14 protein-coding genes are annotated in these 12,738 nt (G+C 45.7%); 8 read left to right on the plus strand and 6 right to left on the minus strand.

Annotation, left to right across the window (positions count from 1 at the left end; genetic code table 11):
• Positions 1 to 26: 26 nt before the first annotated feature.
• Positions 27 to 1,442 (minus strand): ATP-binding protein, encoded by a 1,416-nt coding sequence (locus NSU15_RS04295; RefSeq protein WP_339289329.1) that lies wholly within the window; start codon positions 1,440 to 1,442, stop codon positions 27 to 29.
• On the minus strand, positions 1,430 to 2,110 hold the full coding sequence (locus NSU15_RS04300; protein WP_339291241.1) for a response regulator transcription factor: 681 nt from the start codon (positions 2,108 to 2,110) through the stop codon (positions 1,430 to 1,432). Before NSU15_RS04300 ends, NSU15_RS04295 begins: the two co-directional genes overlap by 13 nt.
• A 149-nt stretch (positions 2,111 to 2,259) precedes the next feature.
• Between NSU15_RS04300 and NSU15_RS04305 the strand changes: the two genes are divergently transcribed.
• The 5 genes from NSU15_RS04305 (at position 2,260) to NSU15_RS04325 (ending at position 5,331) form a co-directional block, all read left to right on the plus strand.
• A complete protein-coding gene (locus NSU15_RS04305) occupies positions 2,260 to 2,973 on the plus strand; it encodes a YceI family protein (RefSeq protein WP_339289330.1) in 714 nt (237 codons plus the stop codon).
• 165 nt (positions 2,974 to 3,138) lie between these two features.
• Entirely contained in the window at positions 3,139 to 3,534 is a 396-nt protein-coding gene (locus NSU15_RS04310; protein WP_339289331.1) for a (deoxy)nucleoside triphosphate pyrophosphohydrolase, read from the plus strand.
• A 39-nt stretch (positions 3,535 to 3,573) separates the two neighbouring features.
• Positions 3,574 to 3,900, plus strand: a complete 327-nt coding sequence (locus NSU15_RS04315; RefSeq protein ID WP_339291243.1) for a nucleoside triphosphate pyrophosphohydrolase — start codon at positions 3,574 to 3,576, stop codon at positions 3,898 to 3,900.
• Between the two features lie 38 nt (positions 3,901 to 3,938).
• Complete coding sequence (locus NSU15_RS04320) at positions 3,939 to 4,289, plus strand: DUF1648 domain-containing protein (RefSeq protein WP_052414457.1); 351 nt, start codon at positions 3,939 to 3,941, stop codon at positions 4,287 to 4,289.
• A 43-nt stretch (positions 4,290 to 4,332) separates the two neighbouring features.
• Entirely contained in the window at positions 4,333 to 5,331 is a 999-nt protein-coding gene (locus NSU15_RS04325) for a Gfo/Idh/MocA family oxidoreductase (protein ID WP_339289333.1), read from the plus strand.
• 85 nt (positions 5,332 to 5,416) lie between these two features.
• On the opposite strand, the gene wrbA is transcribed toward NSU15_RS04325, so the two are convergent.
• Positions 5,417 to 6,052 carry an NAD(P)H:quinone oxidoreductase type IV gene (wrbA, locus tag NSU15_RS04330; protein ID WP_042124350.1) on the minus strand — a complete coding sequence of 212 codons (636 nt, stop codon included), beginning with the start codon at positions 6,050 to 6,052 and terminating at the stop codon, positions 5,417 to 5,419.
• A 154-nt stretch (positions 6,053 to 6,206) separates the two neighbouring features.
• Here wrbA and NSU15_RS04335 point away from each other — a divergent pair, with 154 nt between their 5' ends.
• Positions 6,207 to 6,689 carry a GyrI-like domain-containing protein gene (locus NSU15_RS04335; protein WP_339289334.1) on the plus strand — a complete coding sequence of 161 codons (483 nt, stop codon included), beginning with the start codon at positions 6,207 to 6,209 and terminating at the stop codon, positions 6,687 to 6,689.
• A gap of 317 nt (positions 6,690 to 7,006) precedes the next feature.
• Positions 7,007 to 7,561, plus strand: coding sequence for a pyridoxamine 5'-phosphate oxidase family protein (locus NSU15_RS04340; RefSeq protein ID WP_339289336.1), 555 nt, complete (start codon positions 7,007 to 7,009; stop codon positions 7,559 to 7,561).
• A gap of 201 nt (positions 7,562 to 7,762) precedes the next feature.
• Here the strand turns inward: NSU15_RS04340 and NSU15_RS04345 are convergent, their stop codons facing one another.
• From NSU15_RS04345 to NSU15_RS04355, 3 genes are read right to left on the minus strand one after another with little or no spacing between them, the layout of a single operon-like run.
• Positions 7,763 to 9,541, minus strand: a complete 1,779-nt coding sequence (locus NSU15_RS04345; RefSeq protein WP_339289338.1) for a hypothetical protein — start codon at positions 9,539 to 9,541, stop codon at positions 7,763 to 7,765.
• Between the two features lie 58 nt (positions 9,542 to 9,599).
• Positions 9,600 to 10,526 (minus strand): hypothetical protein, encoded by a 927-nt coding sequence (locus NSU15_RS04350; RefSeq protein WP_339289340.1) that lies wholly within the window; start codon positions 10,524 to 10,526, stop codon positions 9,600 to 9,602.
• Positions 10,519 to 10,689, minus strand: coding sequence for a hypothetical protein (locus NSU15_RS04355; protein WP_231574047.1), 171 nt, complete (start codon positions 10,687 to 10,689; stop codon positions 10,519 to 10,521). The genes NSU15_RS04350 and NSU15_RS04355 overlap by 8 nt, the downstream gene beginning before the upstream one ends.
• Before the next feature lie 187 nt (positions 10,690 to 10,876).
• On the opposite strand from NSU15_RS04355, the gene NSU15_RS04360 reads away from it, so the two are divergent.
• The gene (locus NSU15_RS04360) at positions 10,877 to 12,694 is read left to right on the plus strand and encodes a vWA domain-containing protein (protein WP_339289342.1); all 1,818 of its coding nucleotides are present in this window, start codon (positions 10,877 to 10,879) and stop codon (positions 12,692 to 12,694) included.
• Positions 12,695 to 12,738 lie beyond the last annotated feature (44 nt).

Consider the following 12,738-nt stretch of genomic DNA (forward strand, 5'->3'; position numbering starts at 1 on the left):
CATGACGATGGCCCGCAGACTATTTTTTAGTGATCAAGCGGCAGAGACAGTACGAAGATACAGCCTTCCTCGGAGTGCTTCTCAAGCACAAGGCTCCCATTCATAGATTCCGCCAGCAGACGGCTGAAGGTGAGACCAAGTCCCAGACCACGTAGTGTGCTCTGTTTGTCGCTACCTCGGAAAAAAGCCTCGAAGATATGCTCACTATGATTCGATGAGATGCCAAGGCCATTATCTTGAACACGGATTTCGGCCAACCCATGGCTATGCTGTTCAAGCAATTCTACCGTAAGCTGTACTTTTCGATCTGGAGCTTTTGCTTGTACACTATTATTAAGCAAATTAACGATAATTTGTTGAATCCGAAGCGAGTCTCCACGCAAAAACAAGGGATTTCTCGGCATATGGAGCACAGGCTCAGCAACTGTTTCCTCTTGTGTCAGCTTCCATTGATACACGATTTCTGATAACAGTGGCACGGCATCCAGTCGATCGTGACGGACAGAAACCATTCCTGCAGTCAGTGCGTTGTAATCAAGAAGATCCGCCACCATCCGCTGCAATCGTCCAGCTTCCTGCAAGGCAATATCTAGAAATTCCACAGCCTCATCGTCTTCGACAACCCCTTCACGGACGGCATGGATTAGACCCTTTATAGAGGTTACTGGTGTCTTTAATTCATGGGATACTCCGGCTAACATAATAGCACGGGAATGCTCAAATTGTTGTAACTTGCCCGCCATCTCTTCAAAAGACAACATCAACTCATGAATTTCTCGTTCCTTCGCATTCTTATCAAGTACGATATCATATCGACCATGGCTGATTTGTGCCGCCGCGGCCGCCACCTTCTGAATCGGTTTTGCCAGTTTACGCGACAGGAGGTAAATGGTTAACCAACTTAATATGATTAGAAATAGCAGCAGAACGGAGAAGAAAATGATTTCCTCCTGCGGAATATGCCGCAGCGATTTCTTGGATTGAAGGACAATCACCTGTCCCAGTGTTTCGTTATCTGAACTAATTGGGGCAACTGCGGCTTTGAATTCCGGACTACGTGAATCGTTCAAGCTATCATTAAGTTTATGCCTCATTTCATCGTCAGTTAGAGGCGGCATAGAGAACAACATCTGGCCTTGTTGATCCGTAATAATTACACACATCTCTACAGTTAGCTTGAAGAAACGTTTTCGATCTTCAATGAGCTTTCCAAGATTTTGGCTGATCTCGATTGAACCCTCATGATTTACGCTCCGGTCGGCAATCTCCTGTGCTAATAATCCGGTAGTCTGCATCCGGTTGCTCATAGCTTCTTGTTGGATCCACCAGAACGTAGTTAGCGCAGTTAGCAGGAGACCGACACTGATGATGAGCAAGTAACGAACCGTCCAGTAGGAGAGGATGGAGGTACGTTTGGGGCTGCTTTTCTTTAAGTTGTCCATAATTGATATCCAGTGCCTCTCAAGGTACGGATCTCCCCTTCATCTACTGGCCAGTGCGACAGCGCTTGGCGAAGTCTTTTAATAGACAAATCCACTGCTCGGTCACTTCCTTCGTAATCCATCTCCCAGACATGCTCTATTAATTGTTCACGAGTACATATTTGATTTGGCCTTTCGGCTAAAAATAACATGACCGACATATCGCGTGGACTAAGGTTCAGCTCAGCCCCGTTCAAAAAGACAGCACGCGCTGTAAAGTCGATAAACAAACTGCCATAATGCCGTTTCTGGCTACCATCAGACCACTGCGAGGGACGGCGTAATACAGCGTTCACACGTGCCACCACTTCCTCTGGAATAAAGGGCTTAGACATGTAATCATCCGCACCGCCGTCGAGACCGGCTAGTCGGTCATTGATCCCGTCTCTTGCTGTGAGCATGATCACGGGGCAGCTGCTTTTTTTACGGATGAGCTTGAGGAGTTCAAAGCCGTTCATGTTTGGCAGCATGATGTCGAGTAATACTAATGATGGAGGTGATATAGCAAAAGACTCCAGCGCAGCGCGTCCATCGGCTACACGGGTGACATGAAAGCCTGCTTTTTTCAGATAAGCACTGAGGACCCTGGAGATAGCTTCCTCATCTTCAACAATTAGAATGGATTTCATCATGTGGTTGGGCCTCCAGTCTATAAAATTACGACAATTTTAACACATCATAGCTCGTTCTGCTCTGACTTCTTCCCGACATATTGCTTTGTTAGAATGAGGGACGAGCTTAAAAATATACAGAATATTTGAATATTGGAGGGAACAGGATGAAGAGAAAAAGAATAGCCTTGATCGCGGCCGGAGTTATTATCGTAGGAGTAGTCACGGGTTATACATTGCTGGATAAATCACTGGGCAATAATGTTGAGATCGAGTCCGTGATTCCAGGGCAAGCCACCACAGCAGGTAATGGAGAGAGCACAAATAACACTGGAGCATCAGCAGGTGCGACGGTTACAGCCGAACAATTAAACGGTGACTGGACAGTTGCAGACGCTTCTAAAGTATATTGGTCAGTAACAACCTCTAAAGAAACAGTCAACTTCGTGGATAACAAAGTTCAAGGTACCTGGAAAGTTAATATAGAAGATTCTACTTCGATGGCGGGGGAAGGAAGCGTGGATATGAGCGCTCTGGACTCTGGCAATGGTCAAAGAGATGAGCATGTAAAAGGAGAAGACTTCCTTTCCGTTACGGAATTTCCACAATCTACGTTTGTGGTGAAATCATTCTCGGAGCTGCCAGCGGAATGGACCGAAGGAGCAACTGTGCCGGTTGAAATGCAAGGTACGCTTACAGTGAAGGGTGTGGAAAAGGATGTCACCTTCCAGTCTCAAGCCGCGTATAGCGGGGGACAGCTGATGCTGTCGGGAACGACAACAGTTGCTTTTTCTGATTTTGGCTTAAGCAATCCACACACTGTTGTGCTGGATACGGAGAACAATTTTGAGGTTCGCCTGGAGCTTGTGTTGACGAAATAGCAGTCTTTCCGTAAGAAAGACTTTGCTGTGAACTTTATAGAGAGACTGTACGAAAGAGACTTTCCCGGGCCTAATGGCTTTTGGGAGAGTCTCTTTGGTTTGGAATGAAATGTATGTTTTAATAGAAGTATCTGTCTACTAATTGCAATAAAGGAGGTGTTCCTTGTGATCCGGGTGGCGGCAGCGATTATACATAATGAAGTAGGACAGATTCTTATTGCTCGGCGCAGGCAAGGTAAATCACAGGCAGGTCTGTGGGAATTTCCTGGCGGCAAAATAGAGCAGGATGAAAGCATCGCAGATTGTCTGCAAAGAGAGATTCAGGAGGAGATGCGGATAACAATCCTTCCCTATGAAAGCTTTGGCGTGAACGAGCACAACTATGGAAGCGTCGAGATCAGACTGTTTGCTTGGAAAGCCCGATATCAGGGAGGTGTAATTGATCTTGTCGATCATGACGAATATCAGTGGGTGCTTCCGGCTGAACTGGATCAGTTTACATTTGCTCCTGCAGATCTTCCTTTTGTAGAACGTCTAGTGATGGAATCGAAGTCAGGTTGAAGGAGATAGAATACATAGCAGAAGAAAGGAGGAACTCAAATACCTGTATATCAAAAGCTAGTGCGTGACGGAATCCCCAACTTAATCACTGCTCAAGGTGAAAAATATAGAGTAAGGACACTAGAGCCTAAAGAATACATAACTGAACTACGTAAAAAATTGAAAGAAGAGTCCGAGGAGTATTTTCAGGCAGCTAGTGATGAAGAAGCTCTTGAGGAGCTTGCCGATATGCTGGAAGTGATTCAGGCTCTGGCAGCGACGCACGGGAGTAATAGCGCAGAGCTGGAGAAGCTTCGTGCGGAGAAGGCTGAACGTCGTGGTGGATTCAAGGATCGGATATTCTTAATTGAAGTGGAAGGAGAATAACTTGGGAGATTATTTTTCCGTACAAGGAGGTTATAGCGTTGTTTAAAACCAAACTGACGATGATCTTAAGCAGTGTGGTAGCCTTGATTCCTGTGGCTATTTATCTATTTTTATATTCTAAAATGCCGGATATGGTCCCGATCCATTACGATGGGAACATGGCTGATAGATTTGTAAGTAAGTCTAGTCTGGAGGTCATTTTACAAAGCGGGCTTGGATGTTTGGGATTTATAATCATGAAACTGTTGCAGTTCCTTGTGCAAAAAGCGTTTGCTCAGAGCTCTAACGAGCATTCAGAGGCTTTGAGCAGGATATGGAATATCGCTATTTTGGTGGTGACAGTTGTGTTCGCGGGCATTAGTTCCTATACATTCATTAGAATGGTCTGATAGAATCAAACAGTAGAACCAGTAGGACGAGGAGGACAATATAATGGATAAAGACAACGCTTACAAGGTAAGATGGGGAATTCTTAGTACAGGCTGGATTGCCCATCAGTTTGTTACTGATTTAGTTCATGCCAGCAATGGTGTGGCATATGCCGTGGGTTCGCGATCTCAGGAAAGTGCGGATAAATTTGCACAAGATCATGGAGTACCGCATGCTTACGCAACCTATGAGGAATTAGTAAATGACCCGAATGTAGATGCGGTTTATATCGGAACGCCACATCCTTTTCATAAAGAAAATGCATTATTGGCACTGCGTGCAGGCAAAGCTGTCCTGTGTGAGAAGCCTTTTACCGTGAATAGCGAAGAATTGGAAGAAGTAGTGGCCTATGCGCGAGAACATAAGCTGTTCCTGATGGAGGCGATGTGGAGTCGCTATATTCCGGCGATTGTTAAGGTTAGAGAATGGATCGCAGAGGGTAGAATCGGTGAAGTTCGCTTGGTGAAGGCGGATTTAGGATTTCGCACCGACTGGAATCCGGAGAGCAGATTGCTGAATCCGAAGCTCGGCGGAGGCGCACTGCTGGATGTTGGGATTTATCCGGTTTCTTTTGCCTCGATGGTGTTTGGGCCTCATCCTGAATCTATAGCCAGTACTGTGCATATTGGTGAGACTGGTGTGGACGAGCATTTCTCTATGCTGCTGTCTTACGGTAATGGAAAAACCGCTTCATTGAACGGCGGTATTCGTCTTAATATGCTGGAGGAAGCACATGTATTTGGGACAGAAGGCCGTATTATTGTAGAAGGAACGTTAGTGAACCCGAAATCTGCTTCGCTCTATATAGGAGATGAGAAGATAGAGAGCTTTGTGGATGATCGAGCTTCTATCGGATATTGCTTTGAAGCAGAGGAAGTAGGACGTTGTCTCCAGGCGGGACTTACAGAGAGTCCGGTGATGTCACTCGATGAGTCTTTAGCGATTCTGAAACTGCTGGATCAAATACGTGCGCAGTGGGGCCTTAAGTATCCTGGAGAATAATTTTCAAAAAAAAAACACCCCTCGGTTTACATGCTACTAAGGTAGCTCCGAGGGGTGTTTGCTATATCGAACGATAGGTGTAAGCCTAGTTCTGACTATTGGCGTTCTTGCCTGCTAGGACCCAGCCTGCAACTTCAACGGTACGCTTCGCTTGATGAAAAACAGCGTCACGGATCCGATCCTGATCTTCAATCATTTTACCGTCTCCATCTACACTGACGCTTGTTCCGTAGGGGTTGCCTCCCGCACCGAATGTGACTGGATCGGTATAACCTGGTGCTGCGACAATCGCTCCCCAGTGATACATCGATGTGTAGAGTGCTAAAATCGTAGCTTCTTGTCCACCGTGTGGATTCTGTGCTGAGCTCATGGCACTGACGACTTTGTTTACCGTTAGTCCTTTGCCCCAAATGCCTCCGGTTGTATCAAGGAACTGTTTCATTTGAGAAGCAATGTTACCGAACCGGGTAGGAGAACTGAAAATAATCGCATCTGCCTCCACAATATCGTCGGGTGTTGCCACGGGGATATCTTTTGTTTTCTCCGCTAGGGCTTTCATAGCCGGATTGGCGGCAATTTTGTCCTCGGGAACCAGCTCCTGTACCTTCAGAAGTTTTACCTCAGCCCCCGCCTTCTCGGCGCTTTCCGCGGCCCACTGTGCTAGCTGGTAGTTAGTTCCTGTGGCACTGTAGTAGATGACGGCTAATTTTATTTTAGACATGGTGTTGTCATTCCCTTCGAGTGTAGTTCCATACTATTAATTACCCCATTGAAGCATTTATAACCCAAATTACTAATTGTAAGATGAACTGGACAGACAGCTGTCCACTTTCCTTGTGTATACTAAGCTCAATCACAGGAAATGAGGGAGAATTATGGATACTTATTTTGTACAAAAACCGAAAATGACCGTGGCTGGAGTTAGCATACGCACGACTAATGAAGTGGAAATGGGACCTGATGGGCGCTTGTCGCAGCTGTGGGAAACGTATTTTCAGAATAATATTGCGGGGCAGATAGATACGGCTCAGCCTGAGTATGTCTATGCTTTGTATACAGATTATGAGAGTGATGCGTCGGGTGCGTATACCGTTGTAATTGGGCATGAAGTCGCTATGGAGAGTCATGTAGAGGGCGGCGCCCTCGCGTGTGCGGTTGTTCCGGAGAGCAAATACATGGTGTTTACGACGAAAAAAGGACCGGTATTCGAAGTAGTCGCGCAAGCGTGGGGGGAGATTTGGGCGTATTTTGAGGCGTCTACGGAGGTAAGAACTTATACGGGCGATTTTGAAATTTACGATTCTCGGAATTTTGATCCTGCTAACACGCAGGTTGAGATTTATATTGCGATTAAGTAGATCCGGTGAGGGATTTTTCAGCTAAATGAAATGTTTCGTGGGATTTGGGGGCTGCCGAGAGGCAGCTCCCTTTTTCGCGCCGATGAGCTGAATACCTCGGGAGAAGGGTTACTCAACGATTGAAACGAATATATATCAACAAAAGGAATGAGCAAGGACTCTTCATTCTATGGCAGATGTGCTGTTAACCAGTGAACGTTAGAAAATTTTGTATCCTGCGCTGTGTTTGGCCGAAATGGTGCAAAAGAAGGGTAAAAGGAGTTGAACAATCCGCCAAACAGCCAACACACAAACCACAAAGAAATGGAGAACACCAAATGGGAAAACAATTCGCGGCTATGCTACCTGTACATGAGGAGTTTATTCTTCGCCAGCATCTTTTTTTTGTAGGGTCAGCGCCCCTTTCTGAAGAAGGGCATGTTAACCTTTCGCCTAAGGGTCATGATTGCTTTCGGATTTTGTCTCCTAATCAGGTGGCTTATCTTGATATGACCGGTAGTGGCAATGAGACCAGCGCACATCTGATGGAAAATGGAAGAGTGACGGTTATGTTTTGTGCGTTTCAAGGACCGCCGAACATTCTGAGACTGTATGGAACAGGGGTGGTAATTTTACCTGGATCATTGGAATGGGAAACGCTGTACCCTATGTTTACACCTCTTCCGGGAGCTAGACAGATCATTTTAATCGATGTTCATAAAGTACAGACTTCCTGTGGATTTTCGGTCCCATTTATGAGTTATGATGGTGAGCGAGATACGTTACAACGTTGGTCTATCCAAAAAGGGGAAGTAGGTCTAAAAGAATATAGACAAGAGAAGAACAGCACCAGTATAGACGGACTACCAACCCCCCTTGGACAAAAAAAATGAGCGGACATGGCCGCTCCAAGGTTTATGCATCTTGTAAAATAACCTTACTAATCTTAGGTTTGCTCCTTTAAATCACTATAGCCGATTATTGCTCCAAGGGCTTGCTCTCTCAGGCAATACATCTACGCCACAAGCTGAAGGGACTCTCATTCGTCACGACGAGAGATCCCACAATTCGACTAAGCAGTTATCTCATATGTTCTACTGTCTAAAACTCATACTACCCACGGATTCCACCACAAACACAGGAACATATTGCTCTCCCATGTCCGTTCCAACAAGCTGATAACCGTTCTGATATTGACCACTAACTAACGCGTTACCTGTAACGGAACCTAAGTCTCCTTGAAGTAAAATATAAACTCCATTTGAGTAAGCAAGCATATTACCGAAGTTATCTGCGACGATTTCACAGTGAAAAGATACCTTTTCAAAAGGATGAAGCGCTACATCGGAAGCTGAAATTACAGCATACTCCTGAACAATCTCAGCAAACTGATAGCTGCCGTCTACTTTACGGTAACGTGCCGTCTGTCCATCGACACCGTCTCCGAGATCCGCGTTAGGTACGAGTATGGAATCATCGGACTGTAGTTCGTAGCTATCGCCAGACATTGAGAACAACTGGGAAATACCATCCGATTTCATTTCATATGCTGTAAAAAGGGTACGTCCACCTTTGACCTCGGATTCAGCCAGAACTACGGGGGCACCAGAGCCTGAAGAGGCAGCGAGCTGATCATTAAAAGTAAGACTGCGAAGGCTCTCGAAATTCGGTAAAATATTTCCAGTTAAAGTAATGACACTTTCGTCGTTATTCATTGCTGCATAATAGAGTACACCATTGCTATCTGTTCCAGCCACAATGACCTTTGTACCATGTAGTCCCTTGCTGGAGATGACGTTCCCATATTTGTTTTGCTCTTCACCGCCCGGAAGAAGGCGCACAGGTTCGGCGATATTCCAAGCCAACCTTGTAGCGGCAATGATGGAAGAAGTATCCTCTAGCGGAGCAAGATCGCCGTATAGCTGGATAGCTTCAGCATATTGACCTTTACTTATCATGCGCTTGGCATTTTTCAGTAGTTGAGCTTTACTAGTATCGACTAAGGTTAGTACTTTAGATGAGGTGATATTCGCAGATCCCGCAAAATTACGATAGGCTACAGCATGCCCAGCAAAAGCGGTTATGTTATTGCCCTCTAGGTCTTTGTTCAGGATGATCTTTCCACTGCTTTCTGTCTGTAGAAGTACCCATGGAGCATCGTAACTATGCTGGCTGTAAGCATTCATCATAGAGAGTGCGCTCTCCAGCATGCCTGAAAAGTTTCCTGTGCCTGCTAAGTTTTTTAATTTAGCTGTATCATGGCTTTTGAACTTGGAGGCTAGCAACTCATTCTTGGAAGCGGCGCTTCCGTAATAAGCATCGGGAATCAGCAATAGATTCCATTTAAAAGTGTCCTCTTCACTCGTATTTCCACTCTGATTCTGAGCAAGCTCGGCAAGAAATTGCTCCTTAAACTCACGGAAGTAGGTTGTGAACTGGTCAGAAATGCCTGAAGCGGTTGATAACTGGCGATAATAGGATTCATAAGGCCCACCGGGCTTCATATATGTAGCTTTTAAGCTGAGGAGAGTATCATAACTTTTCATGAATCCGGTAAAATCCTTAGTCACTGCTTGTGCTTTAGCGGATGATACCAAGGCATTCAAACCTTGGCGGATGGCCGTAATGGGTGACAGCTCATCAAGCCGCTTCGCAACCTTCTCTTCCATATAAAGAATGGAATGGTTTGCTGCCGCTAAGCGATACTGATTCTCTGCACTAATCAGATCGCCAGCAGCATAGAGACGGTCGGCTTCCTTGGTTATTTGTATTTTATCAGCGATGAGAAAAGCCTTCTGTCCAAGCAACACAAACATGCTTATACACAAAATGATCATAAAGTTTCGCAGGGTTATTAATTGTTTGAACGTCATATAGAGTAGCCTCTTTTTTCGAAATATAAGAAAGCATAGTTTCACATCATTCTTTATCCTATTGAACTTCCGGGTCCCAGCGATATTTAGCTTCTCGAATGTCAGCTACTCTATGGTCCAGTCCGTTCCATGGTTCATGGGGATTCGCAGCAATGAGTTTGGACAACCGCATAAAGCGGTCTTTAGGTAGATCTTGCACGTATCGGCTGATCATACTGGAGTAGAGCAGGGCATAACGCTTCATTCTTACTGCGGCTCCGGTAACTCCCGTAAGGATGGTCATACCATTATCCATATGACGGATTTCTTCTTCATAGTTCTTTACGTATCGCAGTGTACGATCTTTGATCAGATCAGGGCGGACTTTAGCGATCTCGCCGATATATTCGGCCAGCAGCGGCTCGAAATCCTTCAAAAGTAGCTGTTCCAGTTCTAAATCCATGTCCTTGCGAAGCAAAAAACCATGCAGCAAGGCGATCCGTTGCCGTGCGATCCGGTCACCACGAAGCAGGATGGAGAGTTCACGCAGCTTCTCGTAGGCAAGGACATCATCCTCACGGAGTACGGAGACAGCCTCCTGGCGGTTGATCTCTAGCCCCTCTTTGATGATGCCGATCCCTCGGCCAAGCAGCTCGTTAAGAGAACGAAGATTCTCGTTCTGCCGTACTTTTCGCTGCGTATAGTACAATAGTCCAGCGAGGAGAACCCCTCCGGCACCACACAGGATCATCTGCTCTATGCTATTTCCAAAATAGACGGATGCTAATGTGAGCAGTAAGATGAATAGGAGGCGTGTATGCATTTTTCTTCCTGCAATGGATGCGGCTTGCTGCTCTACCGTAATAAGTGAGGCTCTGCCGCATTTGGTGCATCGATCTTCACCGAGAGCGGTGTATTGCCCGCAGTGGCGACAAATGCGCAGCTTGTCATAAGCGTAACGAGGGGCCTTGAAAGGCCGAAAGGTAACAGGTCTTTTCTTATTCACGGCCTTTATCGCCTCCGTTCAAAGCGGCCAGTAGGCGGTCGTTAATATCATCACGTGTTAGTGGTTTACGCTGGCGTGAAGCATAGATGGAAATCTGAATTACGGCAATTAGGAACGTAATCCCAAGAATGACGTATGAAATCATGGAACAGTCCTTTCTCATGGACGCCTCGCAGTCTGGATGGCGCATAGAATGATCATTCTATGCAGCATTGCTACTTTGGTCCGGCGGTCCTAAAGTTGAAGTTTACAAGGTTTAATTATATCATAATGGCATACTATTTACAGATTTTAGCGACAGTGCTGAAGCTGTCATATGTGCCTAATATAACACAAGAGGAGCCCTATTTATGCTTCGTAAATATCAAAGTAACAGAATAACTAAGACGCTTATACAACGTATCTTCCCGGCATTACTGCTGGCTCTATGTCTTGCTGCCTCACCATTTGCAGCTGTTCAGGCCTATGCGGCAACGTCGGTGCAATCTCACATTGATGCGGTGCTTCTTATCGATGTCAGCAACTCTATGAAGACTAGTGACAAGAACAAAGTCGCGAACGAAGCGATGAAAATGTTCATAGATATGCTATCCACCCAAGGTGATAAAGTAGGTATTGTTGCCTATACCGACAAGGTACAGCGGGAGAAGGCCCTGCTGGAAATTAACTCAGAGACAGATAAACAGGATTTGAAGGATTTTATTGATGGACTGGACCGTGGAGCTTATACCGACATTGCTGTCGGTGTGGAAGAAGCTGTGAAGGTGCTCCAGAATGGTAGCGATCCGAAACATGAGCCAATCATCGTAATGCTAGCTGACGGCAATAACGATTTCAACAAAACAACAGGCCGGACGCAAAGCGAATCGGATAAAGAACTGAACGCCGCTGTGGAGGTTGCCAAGAAGAATGGCTATCCCATTTATACGATTGGGCTTAATGCAGACGGCAAGCTGAATAAACAGAAACTCGCTGATCTGTCCACTGAGACAGGTGGTAAAGCATTTTCGACGGACTCCGCAGATGATCTTCCGCAAATACTTAGTGAAATTTTTGCTAGTCATCTGAAGCTAAAGGTAGTACCTGTGCAGTCGATCACTGCAAATGGGGATTATCAGGATGTGACCGTCAACGTGCCTAACGGCAGTGTTTTGGAAGCCAATATCTCAATTATGTCGTCACAGCCTGTGACCGCGAAGCTAACTGATCCTTCAGGAAATGCTGTCGCCATCCCGTCCAAGGATGTTGTGCTGTCGAAGTCTTCTACTTATAGCTTGATCAAGCTGTTGTCACCGCAAGAAGGAGATTGGAAGCTTCAGGTCAAAGGTGTGCCAAAGGATAAAATTGATATTAATCTAGTTTTCAACTACGATTTGGAGCTTAAGATCGATGCGTTGCCATCAGCAACCTATAAAAAAGGTGATAAAATTGATATTACCTCTCACCTGTTCAGCAATGGTACTCAGGTAACGCTCAGTAATTTGTATCAAGATATGAAGGCGGTACTGCTTGCTACAGATATCGATACAGGTGATGTACAGGAAATCGAACTAGATAACTCCGGGGATGTTTTTAAGGGCACCTTCGAGGTAAAAGAAATCCATGACTATGAGCTGAAGGTTCGTGCAGAGGAAAGCAGTTTCTATCGTGAAAGTGCTCCTGTAAAAATCAGCGCGAAGGCAGGTGGCGCTGCAACTACCAGTCCTTCGACAGGGACTGGCACAGAAGAACCTCTGAAAGAAGCTTCGTCCAATACCTTGTATTACATTATTGGTGGTATTCTTCTGGTGTTGGCAGCCGCTGCCGCATGGTATGTGCTGAATAAGAAATCGGCACGTGGTTTTGTTGGACAGCTGGTAGTCGAGGTTAAAGACGGCAATACGGGTGAGAAGACCTACCCACAATATAAGAAGCTTGCTGGATTCAGAGGCAAATTTACCCTTCATCAGCTGCTGCAATTAGCGCCTGAGCTGAAGGAAAGCGAAAGTATTATTTTCACACCAGCTAAGAACGACCGATTGCTGCTACGCAGCGGAGAAGGTGTTACTGTAGAGAGATCCGGACGTGCTGCGGATGCCTCACGTGGTTTGGAGCTGAAGAGTGGTGACCGCGTTTCGGTATCCCTACACACGGTAGATAAGACGATTTATCTCGAATATTTAGTATAGAAGTGGTTTTGCAAGAGATCTGAAGTACAGCTTCCGCAAAACTT

The sequence above is a fragment of the Paenibacillus sp. FSL E2-0201 genome (assembly GCF_037963325.1).
Lineage (GTDB): Bacteria > Bacillota > Bacilli > Paenibacillales > Paenibacillaceae > Paenibacillus_AQ.

Excerpts from the sequence above, each read along its gene's own strand:
- NSU15_RS04295 (WP_339289329.1), bottom strand. The coding sequence starts at position 1,442 with ATGGACAACTTAAAGAAAAGCAGCCCCAAACGTACCTCCATCCTCTCC.
- NSU15_RS04300 (WP_339291241.1), bottom strand. The coding sequence starts at position 2,110 with ATGAAATCCATTCTAATTGTTGAAGATGAGGAAGCTATCTCCAGGGTC.
- NSU15_RS04305 (WP_339289330.1), top strand. The coding sequence starts at position 2,260 with ATGAAGAGAAAAAGAATAGCCTTGATCGCGGCCGGAGTTATTATCGTA.
- NSU15_RS04325 (WP_339289333.1), top strand. The coding sequence starts at position 4,333 with ATGGATAAAGACAACGCTTACAAGGTAAGATGGGGAATTCTTAGTACA.
- wrbA (WP_042124350.1), bottom strand. The coding sequence starts at position 6,052 with ATGTCTAAAATAAAATTAGCCGTCATCTACTACAGTGCCACAGGAACT.
- NSU15_RS04335 (WP_339289334.1), top strand. The coding sequence starts at position 6,207 with ATGGATACTTATTTTGTACAAAAACCGAAAATGACCGTGGCTGGAGTT.
- NSU15_RS04340 (WP_339289336.1), top strand. The coding sequence starts at position 7,007 with ATGGGAAAACAATTCGCGGCTATGCTACCTGTACATGAGGAGTTTATT.
- NSU15_RS04345 (WP_339289338.1), bottom strand. The coding sequence starts at position 9,541 with ATGACGTTCAAACAATTAATAACCCTGCGAAACTTTATGATCATTTTG.
- NSU15_RS04355 (WP_231574047.1), bottom strand. The coding sequence starts at position 10,689 with ATGAGAAAGGACTGTTCCATGATTTCATACGTCATTCTTGGGATTACG.
- NSU15_RS04360 (WP_339289342.1), top strand. The coding sequence starts at position 10,877 with ATGCTTCGTAAATATCAAAGTAACAGAATAACTAAGACGCTTATACAA.